At 39.5% G+C, this 16,765-nt stretch carries 17 protein-coding genes; 10 read left to right on the forward strand and 7 right to left on the reverse strand.

What is annotated here, in order from left to right; genetic code table 11:
- Nucleotides 1-128: 128 nt before the first annotated feature.
- The 5 genes from crtID to LS48_RS11390 all read left to right on the forward strand — a co-directional run bounded on the left by crtID (nt 129) and on the right by LS48_RS11390 (nt 4,365).
- Nucleotides 129-1,592 carry a bifunctional phytoene desaturase/3,4-desaturase gene (gene crtID / locus LS48_RS11370; RefSeq protein WP_062622646.1) on the forward strand — a complete coding sequence of 488 codons (1,464 nt, stop codon included), beginning with the start codon at nt 129-131 and terminating at the stop codon, nt 1,590-1,592.
- On the forward strand, nt 1,589-2,431 hold the full coding sequence (locus LS48_RS11375; protein WP_062622647.1) for a phytoene/squalene synthase family protein: 843 nt from the start codon (nt 1,589-1,591) through the stop codon (nt 2,429-2,431). Before crtID ends, LS48_RS11375 begins: the two co-directional genes overlap by 4 nt.
- Nucleotides 2,432-2,502: 71 nt before the next feature.
- Nucleotides 2,503-2,952 (forward strand): sterol desaturase family protein, encoded by a 450-nt coding sequence (locus tag LS48_RS11380; RefSeq protein WP_045081442.1) that lies wholly within the window; start codon nt 2,503-2,505, stop codon nt 2,950-2,952.
- A 3-nt stretch (nt 2,953-2,955) separates the two neighbouring features.
- Nucleotides 2,956-3,660, forward strand: coding sequence for a lycopene cyclase domain-containing protein (locus tag LS48_RS11385; RefSeq protein ID WP_062622648.1), 705 nt, complete (start codon nt 2,956-2,958; stop codon nt 3,658-3,660).
- Between the two features lie 120 nt (nt 3,661-3,780).
- Nucleotides 3,781-4,365, forward strand: coding sequence for an SET domain-containing protein (locus tag LS48_RS11390; protein ID WP_062622649.1), 585 nt, complete (start codon nt 3,781-3,783; stop codon nt 4,363-4,365).
- 10 nt (nt 4,366-4,375) lie between these two features.
- On the opposite strand, the gene LS48_RS11395 is transcribed toward LS48_RS11390, so the two are convergent.
- The 6 genes from LS48_RS11395 to LS48_RS11420 all read right to left on the reverse strand — a co-directional run bounded on the left by LS48_RS11395 (nt 4,376) and on the right by LS48_RS11420 (nt 12,691).
- The gene (locus LS48_RS11395) at nt 4,376-4,936 is read right to left on the reverse strand and encodes a TlpA family protein disulfide reductase (protein WP_062622733.1); all 561 of its coding nucleotides are present in this window, start codon (nt 4,934-4,936) and stop codon (nt 4,376-4,378) included.
- Nucleotides 4,937-5,007: 71 nt separating this feature from the next.
- A complete protein-coding gene (locus LS48_RS11400) occupies nt 5,008-7,272 on the reverse strand; it encodes an aconitate hydratase (RefSeq protein WP_062622650.1) in 2,265 nt (754 codons plus the stop codon).
- 210 nt (nt 7,273-7,482) lie between these two features.
- The gene (locus LS48_RS11405; protein WP_045081446.1) at nt 7,483-8,436 is read right to left on the reverse strand and encodes an AAA family ATPase; all 954 of its coding nucleotides are present in this window, start codon (nt 8,434-8,436) and stop codon (nt 7,483-7,485) included.
- Nucleotides 8,437-8,449: 13 nt separating this feature from the next.
- Nucleotides 8,450-9,922, reverse strand: a complete 1,473-nt coding sequence (locus LS48_RS11410) for a peptidylprolyl isomerase (protein WP_062622651.1) — start codon at nt 9,920-9,922, stop codon at nt 8,450-8,452.
- A complete protein-coding gene (locus tag LS48_RS11415) occupies nt 9,879-10,664 on the reverse strand; it encodes a peptidyl-prolyl cis-trans isomerase (protein WP_235811029.1) in 786 nt (261 codons plus the stop codon). The genes LS48_RS11410 and LS48_RS11415 overlap by 44 nt, the downstream gene beginning before the upstream one ends.
- 68 nt (nt 10,665-10,732) lie before the next feature.
- Nucleotides 10,733-12,691, reverse strand: coding sequence for a peptidylprolyl isomerase (locus LS48_RS11420; RefSeq protein WP_076692465.1), 1,959 nt, complete (start codon nt 12,689-12,691; stop codon nt 10,733-10,735).
- Nucleotides 12,692-12,899: 208 nt separating this feature from the next.
- Here LS48_RS11420 and LS48_RS11425 point away from each other — a divergent pair, with 208 nt between their 5' ends.
- The 5 genes from LS48_RS11425 (at nt 12,900) to LS48_RS11445 (ending at nt 15,213) form a co-directional block, all read left to right on the forward strand.
- A complete protein-coding gene (locus tag LS48_RS11425; protein WP_062622654.1) occupies nt 12,900-13,139 on the forward strand; it encodes a hypothetical protein in 240 nt (79 codons plus the stop codon).
- On the forward strand, nt 13,136-13,579 hold the full coding sequence (locus tag LS48_RS11430; protein ID WP_062622655.1) for a DinB family protein: 444 nt from the start codon (nt 13,136-13,138) through the stop codon (nt 13,577-13,579). The genes LS48_RS11425 and LS48_RS11430 overlap by 4 nt, the downstream gene beginning before the upstream one ends.
- 68 nt (nt 13,580-13,647) lie before the next feature.
- Complete coding sequence (locus LS48_RS11435; protein WP_062622656.1) at nt 13,648-14,166, forward strand: OmpH/Skp family outer membrane protein; 519 nt, start codon at nt 13,648-13,650, stop codon at nt 14,164-14,166.
- 107 nt (nt 14,167-14,273) lie between these two features.
- Nucleotides 14,274-14,816, forward strand: coding sequence for a hypothetical protein (locus LS48_RS11440; RefSeq protein WP_062622657.1), 543 nt, complete (start codon nt 14,274-14,276; stop codon nt 14,814-14,816).
- Nucleotides 14,794-15,213 carry a hypothetical protein gene (locus LS48_RS11445; RefSeq protein ID WP_062622658.1) on the forward strand — a complete coding sequence of 140 codons (420 nt, stop codon included), beginning with the start codon at nt 14,794-14,796 and terminating at the stop codon, nt 15,211-15,213. The genes LS48_RS11440 and LS48_RS11445 overlap by 23 nt, the downstream gene beginning before the upstream one ends.
- Nucleotides 15,214-15,268: 55 nt before the next feature.
- Here the strand turns inward: LS48_RS11445 and guaB are convergent, their stop codons facing one another.
- Nucleotides 15,269-16,741 (reverse strand): IMP dehydrogenase, encoded by a 1,473-nt coding sequence (guaB, locus tag LS48_RS11450; protein WP_062622659.1) that lies wholly within the window; start codon nt 16,739-16,741, stop codon nt 15,269-15,271.
- Nucleotides 16,742-16,765 lie beyond the last annotated feature (24 nt).

Here is a 16,765-nt window from a genome sequence, read left to right on the forward strand (position 1 = left end):
CGATCATCTAGTTTTAGATCTAACTCATTCTATTTCCTTAATTCTTTCCCAAAATTTGAATTCAAGTATGAAAATAAATCGTGCAAATTTCATTTTTGTTTAAATAAAATGTAGATTTGTTAAACAATATGAAAGACATCGCAGTTATTGGTTCCGGTTTTTCTTCGCTCGCTGCATCTTGTTATTTGGCACAGGCAGGAAATAGAGTAACCATTTATGAAAAAAATGGAACTATTGGCGGAAGGGCCCGCCAGTTAAAAAAAGACGGCTTCACTTTTGACATGGGCCCCACTTGGTACTGGATGCCCGATGTTTTTGAACGTTTCTTTAAAGATTTTGAAAAGCGTCCCTCTGATTTTTACGCCTTGGAAAAGTTAAATCCAGCATATCGAGTATATTTTGCGAACAATGAATATATAACCATAGAGGACACACTTGAAAAAATATGTACGGCTTTCGAAAATGAGGAAGCAGGAAGTTCGATAAAGCTCAAAAAATTTATGGCCCAAGCCTTGGACAATTACAATATCGCCATAAAAGATCTGGTTTATAGACCGGGCGTTTCGCCAATGGAATTGGTCACTGCTGCAACGATGAAAAAGATAGGCCAGTTTTTTAGCACGATAAGCAAGGATGTGCGCCGCGAATTTTCAAACCCCAAGCTTATATCCATTTTAGAGTTTCCGGTTCTCTTTCTGGGAGCAAAACCTTCGGATACACCTTCGTTTTACAGCTTTATGAATTATGCTGACTTTGGCTTGGGCACCTTTCATCCAAAAAATGGCATGTATTCCGTAATTGACGGAATTAAAAGACTTGCCGAAGAACTGGGCGTAACCATAAAGACAAATGAAAACGTTGAAAAAATAATTGTTGAGAACGGAAAAACCATTGGGCTTATTTCCAACGGTGAAATGATTGACGCTGATGTAGTTTTGAGCGGTGCCGATTATCACCACACCGAAACACTCTTGGAAAAAAGGTTTCGTCAGTATTCCGAAAACTATTGGAGCAAAAAAACCTTCGCCCCTTCCGCCCTGCTTTTTTACGTTGGGTTCGATACCAGAATAAAGCATGTAAATCATCATACATTATTCTTTGATGTAGATTTCAAAAAACATTCTGAAGAAATATATGATTCTCCCAAATGGCCCGACGAACCGCTTTTTTACGCGAGTTTCCCATCCAAGACGGATAATAGTGTGGCTCCAGAGGGAAAAGAGGCGGGAATATTCTTAATTCCGTTGGCTCCGGGTCTGGATGACATCCCTGAAATACGGGAGGAATATTTCGAAAAAATTATGGCGCGGTTTGAACAAATTACCGCACAGGAGGTCAAAAAATACGTTATATTTAAAGAATCCTTTTGCATCAACGATTTCATTTCAGATTATAATAGTTACAAAGGAAACGCATACGGCCTCGCAAATACCTTAATGCAGACCGCTTTTTTAAGGCCGAAACTGAAGAGCAAAAAAGTAAAAAATCTCTTTTTTACAGGACAACTTACCGTGCCTGGCCCCGGCGTTCCTCCGGCTCTGATTTCGGGGAAATTGGTAGCCGGTTTAATCGATAAAGAAAACATACAGTGAAAGAACTTTTTGACATCGTATCCAAAAAATGTAGCAAAGAGGTAACCAAAACTTATAGTACCTCCTTTTCATTGGCTACACGAATGCTTGGGCCCGCCATACGCCAGGACATCTACAACATTTATGGTTTTGTGCGTTTCGCCGATGAAATTGTAGATTCCTTTCACGAATACAATAAAGAAATCCTTTTCAACCGCTTTGAAAATGCTTTGGAAGAAGCGCTCTCGGATAAAATCAGTTTAAATCCTATTTTAAATTCATTTCAGGAAACGGTCTATAAATACAATATTCAAAAAGAGCTAATAGACACTTTTATGGCGAGTATGCGTTTGGACCTCACTAAAAGCGTATATTCCACTACGGAAGAATTTAATGATTATATATACGGCTCCGCAGACGTTGTGGGCTTAATGTGTTTAAAGGTTTTTGTGAAAGGTGATATTGAGAAATATAACCAGCTGAAGGAATCAGCCATGAATCTGGGCTCTGCCTTTCAAAAGGTAAATTTTCTGCGCGACCTGAAAGAAGATTACGAAAACCTGAGCCGAACCTATTTTCCAAATACCAATCTCGACTCTTTGGATGAGGAATCAAAAATGATAATTATTGAAGAGATAGAAGAAAACTTTAATAGAGGGTACCAAGGCATTCTCCAATTGCCGCACGATTCCAAACTCGGGGTTTTTGTGGCATATCGATATTATAAGAGATTGCTGAAAAAACTTCAACAAACCCCCGCCATCGAAATAAAAAACGCGCGGATACGCGTTCCAAACGTTGAAAAAATTGGGCTTTTAACGCGCAGCTATGTAAAATATCAATTAAATTTGGTGAAGTGATGGGTGCTCCGTTTTGAGAGAACTCAAAACCCCAAATAACAAATCCCGAATTAACAAAGTAAAAAACAAAAATGACAACAGTTCTTTGGATATTAATTTTCATTTCCACCTTCTGCATTATGGAGTTTATGGCGTGGTTTACCCATAAATATATTATGCACGGCTTTTTATGGAAATTGCACAAAGACCATCACCACAAAGACCACGGCAGTTGGTGGGAGCGGAACGATTATTTCTTTTTGTTTTACGCCCTGGTCAGCATCAGTTGTTTTATAGGATGGAGCTATTATGGCTTTTGGGCAGGGTTGCCTATCGGTTTGGGCATTTTTGCCTATGGGGTTACCTACTTTTTTGTGCACGATATTTTTATACACCAGCGTTTTAAAATGTTCCGAAACGCCAATAACTGGTACGCTCGTGGTATCAGGCGTGCGCACAAAATACACCACAAACATTTGGGAAAGGATAAAGGCGAATGTTTCGGGATGCTATTTCCGCCATTGAAATATTTTAAAAAATAAAGCATGTGGCATCTCTATCTTTTATTGGACATCGCCTCGCTGAGTGTCCCGTTTCTTTTTAGTTTTCACCCAAAATTGAAGTTTTATAAACTTTGGAAATATTTTTTTCCCGCCACCTTTATTATGATGGCTTTTTTTATTCCGTGGGACATCATCTTTACTCAGCAGGGGTTTTGGGGCTTCAACGAAAAATACCTCTCAGGAATACATTTAGGAAACTTGCCAATTGAAGAATGGCTCTTCTTTATCTGCATTCCCTATGCTTGTCTTTTCACTATCTACGCCTTTAAAAATTTACTGCCGAAATTTTCCCTTTCAAAAAAAGTAACCGGAATAGTCTATTTTTCATTGCAGACCATTTTGATTGTCTCCCTACTCTATTTTTACGACCGTTGGTACACCGCGGTAAATTTCGGCTATGCCATTGTGTTACTGGCCTTGGTTTACAACTATAAACGTGAAACGCTACAAGTTTTCTTCCCCGTATTCTTCATTCTTTTGGTGCCATTTTTTATAGTGAATGGGTTTCTCACCGGTAGTTGGATCCATGAACAAGTGGTTTGGTACAACGATGCCGAAAATTTGGGCATCCGTATTGGTACCGTTCCCATTGAGGACAGTATTTATGCCTTAACAATGCTGTTGACAGTTTTTGTTCTGATGGAAAAATTCAGCGAAAAATATCCTTCCCAAGAGGAAATATCCTAATTTGATTTTTTCTGAAAAAATCGGCAAATTAACAGCAATAAAATTTCATATACAATAGGTTGCGAAATGTAAATAGAATGCGTTTTTACATTACATTTAATCCTAAAAATCGCAGTTGTTATGATACATCCTAAAACTGAACTTAAATTTATCAGCGATCAAATAGGTTACGGCGTTGTTGCCACCGAATTTATCCCCGCCGGCACAATAACCTGGGCCTTGGACGATCTGGATCGGGAATTTACGCCAGCCAAACTAAAGAAAATGAATCCGCTATACCAACAGATTCTTGAAACCTATTGTTATAGAAACAGCAAAGGCAACTTTGTGCTGTGCTGGGACTATGGCCGCTACGTAAACCACAGTTTTAAGAGCAATTGTTTATCTACCGCCTATGATTTTGAAATTGCAATCCGCGATATTCAGCCTGGGGAAGAGTTGACGGACGATTACGGCTATTTAAATGTGTCTGAACCTTTTAAAGGCATAGATGAAGGAACCCGCCGAAAGACGGTGTATCCCGACGATCTTTTAAACCACCACCAAACCTGGGATAAGCAGCTCCTGAAAAATTTTCCAAAAATTCCTAAAGTTGAGCAACCACTAAAATCCTTGCTAACCCCAAAATTATGGAATACGATTACTGCAATTGCCGAGGGAAAAAAGGAAATGGACTCAATTCTAAAAAACCATTTTCCGGGCTAGTTTTTAGGGACTATTCGGTCAGCAGGTTGTCCAATAGGGCCCTCATTTTTTTACTGTTCCAGTCTGCGGCGCCTTCTTCATCAATGATAATCTCCCCGGTTTTTGAAATCAAATAAGTAGTCGGCAGGGCCTGTGACCTCAATTGTTTTGGCGCTTCATATTTTTGAAGAAAAACGGGCAATGAGTAGCTGTTTTTCTGAAGAAATCTATTCACTTTTTCAGATTCTTCCGAAGTGACGAAATAGAAATCTACTTTATTCCCGTAGCTATCATATAATTTTTGAAACGAGGGCATTTCGGCAACGCAGGGCGGGCACCAAGTAGCCCAAAAATTTACAATAGTTACCTTGCCTTCCGATTGTGAAAAATTAATTTCCCCATCTTCCAATTCCTGTAAATTCCATTGATAATCCTGCAATGTCTCGCGGTCCGACACCTTTTTTTCCGAAGGTGAAAAGGAAATAAGCCGCTGCACAAAAACCTGAATGGGCATTCGCGTTTGCGGAATAATCAGCAACGCCACGAATGCAAAAAACAAGATATTGCCCCAATGTTTCTTTATAAATTTCATCAACATTAATATTATAAAAAAACCTAACAGGTTTTAAAATCCTGTTAGGTTTAGTAGTATTTAAACCCTTTTTAAGCGTTCTGCTTTTTTATCAAATTCAGAGCAGATCCTTCGCGATACCACTTAATCTGTGCATCGTTATAGGTATGGTTTACTTTAATTGTATCCTTGCTGCCATCTTTATGTACGATTTCAACTGTAAGCGGCTTGTTTGGCGCAAATTCTGAAATATCCACAAAGTTGAAGGTATCATCTTCTTGAATCAAATCATAATCAGCTTCGTTAGCAAAAGTAAGTGCCAACATTCCCTGCTTTTTTAAATTAGTTTCGTGAATTCGTGCAAATGATTTTACCAAAACCGCTGCAACACCTAGGTGGCGAGGCTGCATGGCCGCGTGCTCACGCGAAGAGCCTTCCCCGTAATTATGGTCACCCACAACTATTGTTTTTACGCCTTTTGCTTTGTACTCGCGTTGCACATTTGGCACCCCGCCGTACTCGCCGGTAAATTGGTTTTTTACAAAATTGGTTTGCTTATTAAAAGCGTTTACGGCGCCAATTAATGTATTGTTGGCAATATTGTCCAAATGCCCGCGGTAGCGCAACCACGGACCAGCCATTGAAATATGGTCGGTGGTACATTTTCCGAAAGCTTTAATCAATAATTTTACACCCTGCAATTCCGAATCCTTAATAGGAAGGAAAGGCTCCAATAATTGAAGGCGCTCACTGTCTTTAGCCACTTTCACCTCAACCGAGCTTCCGTCTTCTTTGGGTGCCAAATAGCCGTTATCCTCCACTTCAAAGCCTTTTGGCGGCAATTCCAATCCACGGGGTTCGTCAAGTTTAACCTCCTGTCCGTCTTCATTTAAAAGCGTATCGTTCATCGGATCAAAATCCAAACGGCCCGAAATGGCGATTGCGGCAACCATTTCCGGCGAGCCAACAAAGGCGTGTGTGTTAGGGTTTCCGTCAGCGCGTTTCGAAAAGTTTCGGTTGAATGAATGCACGATGGTATTTTTCTCATCGCCTTTTCTATCGCTTCGGTCCCACTGGCCAATGCACGGACCACAGGCATTTGTAAAAATGGTGGCTCCAAGATTTTCAAAAACGTCCAAAAGTCCGTCGCGCTCTGCGGTATAACGGATTTGCTCTGAACCGGGATTTATTCCGAAATCGCTCTTCGGTTTTAATTTTTTATCGATGGCCTGCTGCGCAATAGACGCCGCCCGCGTTAAATCCTCATAGGAAGAATTGGTACAGCTACCTATCAAGCCCCAATCCACTTTTAAGGGCCATTCATTTTTCTTTGCTTTTTCACCCAATTGGCCCACTGGCGTCGCTAAGTCTGGTGTAAAAGGACCGTTCAAGTGTGGACGTAATGCGGTTAAATCAATTTCTATAACTTGGTCAAAATATTTCTCGGGATTTGCGTAAACTTCATCATCACCGGTTAAATATTCGCGGATTTTATTGGCTTCGTCTGCAATTTCGGCACGATCCGTTGCTCTAAGGAAGCGCTCCATGGCGTCGTCATAACCAAAAGTTGAAGTAGTCGCGCCTATTTCGGCGCCCATATTACAGATGGTTCCTTTTCCGGTACAGGAAAGATTTTTTGCACCGGGACCGAAATATTCAACAATGGCACCCGTTCCACCTTTTACGGTAAGGATTCCGGCCACTTTTAGAATAACATCTTTTGAAGCCGTCCAGCCATTCAGTTCCCCGGTAAGTTTTACACCTATTAACTTCGGAAATTTTAGCTCCCAAGGCATTCCGGCCATTACATCTACGGCGTCAGCGCCGCCCACGCCTATAGCCACCATTCCCAAGCCACCTGCGTTTACGGTGTGACTATCGGTACCAATCATCATTCCTCCGGGGAAGGCGTAATTTTCCAAAACCACTTGGTGGATAATTCCTGCTCCCGGTCTCCAAAAACCGATTCCGTATTTGTTTGAAACCGATTCCAAAAAGTCGAAAACCTCGTTACTGGTTTCGTTTGCGCGCTTTAAATCGGGCGTGGCACCCTGTTTGGCCTGAATTAAATGATCACAGTGAACGGTAGTTGGTACTGCAACTGTTTTCTTACCAGCCTGCATAAATTGCAAAAGCGCCATTTGGGCGGTTGCATCCTGGCACGCTATTCTATCTGGGGCAAAATCCACATAATCCTTTCCTCGCTGGAAAGCCTTATCTGGGTTGCCATCCCAAAGGTGGGAATATAAAATCTTTTCGGAAAGTGTAAGTGGTTTTCCCGTAATTTCACGTGCTTTATCCACACGTTCGGCCATTTGGGAATAAACCTTTTTAATCATATCAATATCAAATGCCATAGTTGTATTTTTAGTTGTTTGCGAAAATACAAAAAAATGGAATATTTAAAAAATATTTAATGAAAATGCTTATTTAATGAACATAATTCATTAAATACTAAATATTATTGAACATAATTGCTAATATGATAAAAATACCTATGATAAATTAAGAAATTCAGAATATTACAAAAGAATGTTTTATAATTTTAAAAGGAAAGATTAATTGAATTAATATAAGCTTTTGATTATTTCCTCAATACTTAACCCTTCGGCTTCGGCCTTGTAGTTTTTTATAAGCCTATGGCGAAGGATTCCGATTGCGGCTTTCTGCACGTCCTCAATATCTGGAGAAAATTTTCCGTGCAAGGCTGCATTTGTCTTGGCTGCCAAAATGAGGTTTTGCGAGGCGCGTGGCCCTGCGCCCCAATCAATATAGTTTTTTACGGTATCAGTCGCGGTGGAACTATTGGGACGGGTTTTTCCAACGAGCGTTACTGCGTATTCCACAACATTGTCCGCTACTGGAATTCTTCGGATCAATTGCTGAAAGTCTATGATTTCCTGCGCAGTGAAAAGGGCATTCACCTTTTCTATTTCTCCGGCAGTGGTTTGCTTTACTACCTCAACCTCTTCAGAAAAAGAAGGGTATTCCAGATTTATGGCAAACATAAACCGATCCAACTGCGCCTCGGGCAATGGGTAGGTTCCCTCCTGCTCTATCGGGTTTTGAGTAGCGAGTACAAAATAGGGAAGATCCAATTTATAATGGTGGCCCGCAACAGTTACAGCACGCTCCTGCATAGCTTCCAGTAGGGCCGCTTGGGTTTTGGGAGGCGTGCGGTTAATCTCGTCTGCAAGGATGATGTTGGCGAAAATGGGCCCTTTTATGAATTTGAATTCACGGTTTTGATCTAAGATTTCAGAACCCAAAATATCGCTCGGCATCAAATCTGGTGTAAACTGAATTCTTTTGAATTTTAGACCGAGCGCTTCCGCAACAGTGTTTACCAACAAGGTTTTCGCAAGCCCGGGAACACCTATAAGCAAAGCGTGCCCACCGGAAAAGATGGCAAGCAAAACCTGCTCAACCACTTCATCTTGACCTACTATTACTTTTTTTATTTCTTTTTTAAGGGCGTTGTATTTGGAAACCAGTTGCGATACCGCTGCTACGTCTGACATATTGTTTTCTATATTATTTTTTTAACCAATCTCCAGCAAAGTCACAATCCTGGTAATCTTGATTGATGCTAATATACGTATCTTTTATTTTCTCGTTCTGCCATTTGTTGATTACCTTAATCTGCTTTTCGCGTAAGGCCAATTGTTTGATGCGCTCATAATCATTGGCATAATTGGCTTTGTGCTCGGGGTATTTTTTAGTAACGGTAAGGATTTTCAAACTGCTTTTTCCGGTACGGTCACGGTCTGTGAAAATTTCAGAAACCTGTCCTTCCTTTAGATTATATACTTGGGCGCTAAGGGTAGGATCCATTTTGGTGAGATCAAACTTAGTGTCAAATGTTATGGGGTTAACCAATTGGCCTCCGTTATTTCTGGTTTCCTTATCGTCTGAATACTTTCTGGCAGCTTCGGCAAAGGTAATTTCGCCATTCTCTATTTCGGTTTTGATGTCCTCTATCTTTTTCTGTGCTTCATCAATCGATTTTTGTGATACTTCGGGAAACATTAGAATGTGCCTTACATCTACCTCCTGCCCGCGGATCTTTTCAACATAAAGAATATGCCAGCCAAATTCGGTCTCAAAAGGCTCACTGATCTCGCCTTCCAAAAGTGAAAAGGCCTGATCCTTAAATTCCTTTGCCCAAGGCGAATCGCGTCTTACGCCCTGATAAAGGCCTCCTTTTGAAGCAGAACCCGGATCTTTGGAATAAAGCACCGCTTTAGTTGCAAAACTGGAGCCGTTGTCAATAATATCTGCACGGATTGCGTTTAGTCTGGCTATGACCTCGTCTATGGCCTGTTTGGTTACTTCGGGGTCAATAACAATTTGCGCAATTTCAATCTCCGCTCCAAAAACGGGGCGTTCTTCTTCGGGAATGGAAAAGAAAAAAGTACGTACCTCTTCTGGGGTAACCTCTACTTTTTCAATTACTTTTTGCTGCATTAAGCTTGCCAATTTTATGCTCTTGTTGGCTTCAAAAAGTTCCTTTTTAAGATCGGCAATGTTATCTTTTCTGTAGTATGCCGCAACTTTTTCCTCACTGCCCAATTCACTGATCATATATTGCAATTGCTGATCAATCATTCCGTTTATTTCGGCATCGGGAACTAAAATGCTGTCCTGCTGGGCCTGGTGCGCGTATAGTTTATCCTCCATCAACTTGCCCATTAATTGGCAACGGGTTATGTCTTCAATAGACATGCCCTGCGATTGCATTTCAACGTAGGCCTTATCGATATCGCTATCAAGAATTACGTATTCGCCAACTACGGCGCTTACACCTTCTGCCTTGTACCTTTTAAAAGGTTTTAAAGTGTCGCGCTTTACAGCTTGCTGCATCACCAAGGAATCATTAGCTTTCGCAACCCCGGTACTGTCCGGCTCTACCACTGTTTGTGCTTGTAGCATTGCAGAAGTAAGTAACAATACCAATAAAAGTTTATTCATTTTTATAGATTTCAAAATTATTTGTTTCAATAGCATCTCTTGTAATATCTGTTTCAAGTTTTTTTATGAGCTCCAGCTTTCTCTTATTCAGAATTATTTGTTTCAAAGTAGGCTTAACGTAGGAAAGGGGCGCGGTATCATTGGGATTAAGCACATCTTCAATTTTCACCAAATATACTCCTAATGAATCTTGCAATTGTGTAAAATTGGATTTTTTTAACACTTGCTCACTGTTGTCCCTAATTGCGGGCAAGGTATTTAGCAAAATTTCTTTTCTCACCCAAACCGAATCATTGAAGTTTGAGGAAATAAATTGATAGTCCTGGCTGTTGAGCGATTTTCTATCCTTTTCGTTATATCTTCCCAGCTTCTCGCGCACGGACGCCAAACCTTCATAATTGACCGGCAACTGCACGTAGCGCAATTTGACCAGCAAATCTTTTAACCTAAAGTTTTCTTTATTGGTCTCGTAATAGTCGCGGTACTCCTGTTCGGTAATGGTGCTATCCAGTTGCTTGCTTACAATTACATTTTTATAGGCTTCCGTTAATAAATCGTTTTGGTATTCCTGCACCAGTTTTTCGTACTGTTCCAGTTGGTCTGCACTCAGATTTATTCTTGCTTGGTCTATAAGCAACTGCTGGGTGGCCCAACGGTTTATATAGTTGTTGACAATTAGAATGCTATCCTCGGGGGTAGTATCTTCACTTATAAATTTCTGGATGTCCTTTTCATATAAAAAATTATCATTTACACGCGCCACTACGTTCTCCTCCATCTTTGGCTTAAAGTATTCACAGGAAACCAAAAGGGTGCAAAATAAAATTATATGAAAAATGTGACGTATCACTTCAAGTCCCTTTTAATTCGTTTTAAAGCTTTATTGTTAATGTCAACCTTGTATTTACTTCGTAAACTTTCCATCCATGAAGCCTCAATATCATTTTGATAATTGCTTAAAACTTTCCCTTTTACTTCATCTAAAGCCTTAACGCCGGGCGCCAATACTTCTTTTATATTTACTACTACAAACGAATCATTGTTAGGATAAATACTTGAAACTCCTTGTTTAATTGCAAGATTCTTTGGCAGCTCATGTTGATCAATTTCAAAAAGTCCCGGCGTTATCAATACGTTTACTTTTTCTTCAGTATTGAGTGATGCTTTTATTTCTTCAGCAGTTTTACCTTCTGCCAACATAGTCTGAATCTGCTTTGCGATGCTTTCTGAAGTAGCTGAATAAATATCTGCATCAACCCGCTGTTTCCATTGGTAGTCTGTCTTTGTTTTACTATAATATTCATCAAGGCCCAAACTATCATTCTTAGCTTTCTGCCAGATGTTTTTGTTCATCACATCAAAAATCAAAAGTCCGTCGCGGTATTCATTAAGCACAGCCGCGTACTCTTCATTGTCCACTTCCAGTCTTTCTTTGAAATAATCCTTGAGTTGCTCAGTTTCAAATTCGTTATAAAGTTCCACCAAAAATGCCTCCTTTTGCTTGTACGGCCTTGTGGTTCTTTGTCTATTCTCAATAAATTTGGCAAAATCTGTGTACCCTACCTTTCTGTCCCCTATGGTGAAAAGCGTTTTCTCTTCAGAAGCAGGAATGGGTTCCATTACCCACTTTCGCTTAAGCACATCATCACCTACATACGTATCAAAATAGGGTAAAAAGCTTGCTTCTTTTTTGAAGCCGTATTTCTGCTTTATCTTGTTGTTGGTAGCGGTGGTAACCAATTTAGAACGGTCGCCTTCAGATACCTTTTTCTCGAGCATCTGTTTTTGCTCTTCAAAAGTTTCCATCGGAAGTTTTTCATCCAAACGAATAATATGCCAGCCAAAATCAGTTTTTACAGGCTTACTGATATCACCAATCGTTTTTAAATCATAGGCAGCATCCTCAAACTCTGATGCACGAAGATCACCTTTTGTAAAAGGGTTCAGTTTCCCTCCCTTTACTGCAGAGTTTTTATCGTCAGAAAATTGTTTTGCCAAGCTTTCAAAAGATTCGCCCTGTTTTAGCATCGTGTAAATTTCATTGATGCGTTCTTCAGGGTTAAAAGTGCGCGCTCCTTTTTTATCAGAAATCATAATGTGTGAAACCCCAATCTTTGGCAATTTTGCTCTTCGGTCCTTCACTTTTATGATGTGGTAACCAAAACTGGTTCTAACAATTTCAGAAATTTCTCCTACCGGAGTGTTATAGGCTGCAGTTTCAAAAGGATAAACCATAGTGAACACAGAAAAATAACCCAAATCGCCGCCTCTTTCCTTGGCGCCCGGTTCTTCGGAATATGTTTTTGCAAGCGCTGTAAAGTCTTCTCCTTTTAGGGCTTTTTCCCTAATTGACTTTATTTTATTATAAGCAGCCAATGTGTCCTGCGGAACCGATTCATAATCTACACGAATCAAAATGTGTGATGCGGCTATATCAAACTTTCCACGCTCGTATGCTTCCTTGGCAAGTTCTTCTGTAACCTTATCTTCAAAGAGATAATTTCTTGACAGTTGGTCCCGGTATTTTGAAAATTCACTTTTATAAGCGCTTTCTTGATCCAAACCTTGAGCTTGGGCTTCTGCAATTTTCAATTTATAATCTATAAAAAGCTCCAAATAACCATCTATATCTTTCTGGGATTCATCCTGAACCAGATCCAGGTTCTTTTTATAAACACGCTTAAATTCATTGGTGTAAACAGGTTTGCCGTTTATGGTCATCAACACCTCTTTTTTGTTTTGCGAAAAAACGGTCGTGGCGCTTAAAAAGACCAAAATGAATAGGGAAAGAAATTTTTTCATCATTTTTTGAATATTTTATTTTTATTGAAGCGTGGCAAAAATAACAAAAAGCTATGGTAACACACATCAGAAATGCAAACGAATTTAATATAATTATAGTGTTTTTCGGTTTTAAAAATATTCCCAAAAACCCGTACCTTGCCAATGGTTTTAAAAAGAAAAAAACTTTAGCTTTTATTTACTGAAACAATTTCTTCAAAACACCCTGTAAATGACTGAAAGAATAAAACTTATATGGGATTTTCGAGGCCCTAACGCAAAGCACATTGCCCAACACCACGCAAAGCATCTTAATGAATTTGCCGAAACGGAAAAGCTACAGCACAGCTTTACCGGAATAGAAGAACATAGCCCTATGCACCACATCGCATTTATGGTCGTAGAAAAAAATCTGATGGATAGTTTACGGGAAACCCTAAAGCCCACCCGAGGGCAGCTTTATGACGAATGAAGTCCTTTTTTCAAAATAGTTTTGAGTATACACACCACTGCAATCAGCAAGTTATTGACACATTGATTGGGCACCCTGTTCTTTTTAAAGGAAAGATAAGCGTTTTGACAAGCCATACACTAAATGCCCACCACATTTGGAACCATAGAATTTTGGGTGCTTTACCTACTTTTTCGGTGTGGCAAGAATTGGGCCTGAAACAATTAAAAACCATCAACACCGAAAATTTTGAGAAAAGCATACATATTCTTCACCAAATACAATTAAATGAAAATATAAGTTACACCAATAGCAAGGGACAAGCTTATACAAATTCGGTAGTCGATATCCTTTTTCACATAATAAACCACAGCACCTATCACCGTGGCCAGCTTATCAGTTTGCTAAAAGAAAAAGGGCTTCCACCTCTTATTACAGACTATATTTTTTACAAACGATAGCGCAACTGCCTGTATATTTGCAATATTTATAGTAATATTGCGCACTTAATTTTTTAAAACATATTAAAATGAAATTTCTAAAAATTGTCATATTCTTTATTGGCCTTACCACTTTCGCACAAAGCAAAGTGGGCGTTGCGGATATAGATTACATACTTTCCAAAATGCCAGAAATGGAAACCGTAAGAACACAATTGGAAACCTACGCATCACAATTGGACATTGATCTTAATAAAAAAATAGACGAATATAAAGTATTGGCCGAAGCATATAAAAAAGGCGAGGCTAACTTGACTCCCGAAGAAAAAAAGACAAAACAGACCGAACTTTTAACATTGGATGCCGACATTCAAAAATTTCAGCAAAACGGCGCCAAGCTTATGGAAATAAAGCGACAGGAATACCTACAACCACTTTACAAAAAAATAGGCGAAGCTTTGGACAAAGTAGCCAAAGCACAAGAGTTTACCCAAGTTACCCAAACCAATCAAGACTTGATATATCTAGATCCAAATTATGACTTAACCATTCCGATTCTCACCGAATTGGGAATTCCCATAACAGCTGACGAAGAAGAAGGAAAATAAAAGACTCCTTAATTTTTATAAAAGAAACGTGGAACTCTTATGGTCCACGTTTTTTTATGCTTTATTTTTCAAAAAACTATATTTGAAGAATCTCAACTCACTTAGTCATGAACCTAATTAAAGATTTTGCAGAAAAACACAATGGGTATTATGAAGAAGAAAACATTAAAAATATTTTTTCACTTTTGGGAAGAATGGTCTATCAGCCCAAAACAGCAAAATTCTTAATAGCAGGTTCCAGAATTTCCATTAATCTTGATGAAGTTGGCGGAGCAATCCCTACTGCAGAACCCTATAGGATTACGCTTCATTTAAATAATAAAATAAGGGAAAGCTTAGAAATTTATCCTATTACTTTTCTTGAAAAACTAATTCTAAGGCTGTTACCATCAAAAAATAAAATATTGAAAACCAAGTATATATTTAAAGGAAATGAAAAGCTAATATCACAAATTGTTAATGATGAATTGTTAATCAAACTTCTTCAAAAACAAAATCTTTACATTCGTATTCCATATAAAAATACATCAAAAATAATACTTACACCACCTCACGGAATTGAAAGTGCAGCACAGCTTAAAAGCTTTATTGAGATTTTGAAATCTATTGAAGTAAAAATTAAATCCAATGAACTCTCGCGAAATTATTGAACAAATAAACAATAATCTTTCCGGCGAAATTATAAGAACCATTAAGATAAACGATAGGGATTATAAACTGAAGCTTTATTGGAACAGCCGTGTAAGAATAACAATAGGTCCAAAAAATTCATTAATTACAGAAACAGATTTTTCGGAGATTAGAAAATTACCGCTTATTAGTATTATTGTACGTACTCCGCAGTATGGTCTAAGAGGAGAAAAAACTGAACTCACCGAGAAGTTACTCTTAAATCAATATACCCGTGCGCTACTTTACTTTCCTGCTTCAAAACTTATTTGTCAAAATAGTAAAATTTCATATAGCGCAGCATTGAGAAAAAAGGACAGTCATCAACTGGAAACTATAATCAATTATTTTAAAGCGTTGCTCAATACTTTAAAATAAAAAAGCACCAGAAAAACCCAGTGCTTTAAACAAACATATTCTTTATTTTTTAAAACTATCTGCTATAGTTTGGCGCCTCTTTCGTAATTGTTACATCGTGTGGATGACTTTCCGCAATTCCTGAAAAGGTTATTTTTACAAACTTGCCATTCTCTTTTAAAGTCTCAATATCTTTAGAGCCACAATAGCCCATACCAGCTCTTAATCCACCGATAAATTGCGTCATACTTTCCACCAATTCACCTTTGTAGGGTACACGCCCCACAATACCCTCGGGAACCAATTTTTTGATATCGTCCTCCACATCTTGGAAATAGCGGTCTTTACTTCCTTGCTTCATCGCTTCCACTGAACCCATTCCTCTGTAGGATTTGAATTTTCTGCCTTCGTAAATAATGGTTTCTCCGGGTGATTCTTTTGTTCCTGCCAACAATGAGCCGAGCATTACACAATCTGCCCCTGCAGCAATTGCTTTTGGAATATCGCCTGTGTAACGAATTCCACCATCCGCAATTACTGGTACACCGCTGCCTTTAATAGCCGCGGCAACTTCCAGCACCGCAGAAAACTGTGGAAACCCTACTCCAGCAACCACACGGGTTGTACAAATTGAACCCGGTCCAATACCTACTTTCACGGCATCGGCACCAGCATCAACTAAATATTTAGCAGCATCGGCTGTGGCAATGTTCCCAACTACCACATCTAAATCTGGAAATTTTTGTTTTACCTGTCTCAAAACCTCAACCACGCCCTTGGTGTGTCCGTGGGCAGTATCGATAATTACGGCGTCAATCTGGGCGTTTACCAAAGCCTCCGCTCTTTGCACGGCATCGGGAGTAACGCCAAGGGCCGCAGCCACGCGTAGTCTCCCATACTTATCTTTGTTGGCAATAGGTTTTTGGGTAAGTTTTGTAATATCCCTAAATGTAATAAGCCCCAACAATTTTCCGTCATCGCTCACTACAGGTAGTTTTTCAATTTTGTTCTGTTGAAGAATAATCTCCGCTTCCTTTAAAGAAGTGCCCTGCGCCACGGTAACCAAGTTTTCGGAAGTCATAACCTCGCTCAAAGGCCGTTTTAGGTCTTTTTCAAAACGGAGGTCGCGGTTGGTGACAATTCCTATAAGTTTCCCCGCATCATCGGTAATCGGAATACCCCCGATACTGTATTCCCGCATTGTTTTTTGGGCATCGCCCACCGTGCTTCCTTTTTTCAGTGTAACTGGATCTATTATCATTCCGCTTTCGGCACGTTTTACTTTTCGTACTTCAGCAGCTTGTTCTTCAATAGTCATGTTTTTATGAAGCACACCAATACCGCCTTCGCGGGCAATGGCAATGGCCATGGCGCTTTCGGTAACCGTATCCATCGCTGCGGACACAATTGGTACATTGAGTGTAATATTTCGTGAAAATTTTGTGGCGATGGAAACTTCGCGGGGTAAAATTTCAGAATAGGCAGGCACTAAAAGTACGTCGTCGTAAGTAAGGCCTTCCCCAAGAATTTTGTTGTCGTGTGCGGTCATTGCAATTAAATTAACTTTCGAAAG

Source organism: Aequorivita aquimaris, from assembly GCF_001573155.1.
Lineage (GTDB): Bacteria > Bacteroidota > Bacteroidia > Flavobacteriales > Flavobacteriaceae > Aequorivita > Aequorivita aquimaris.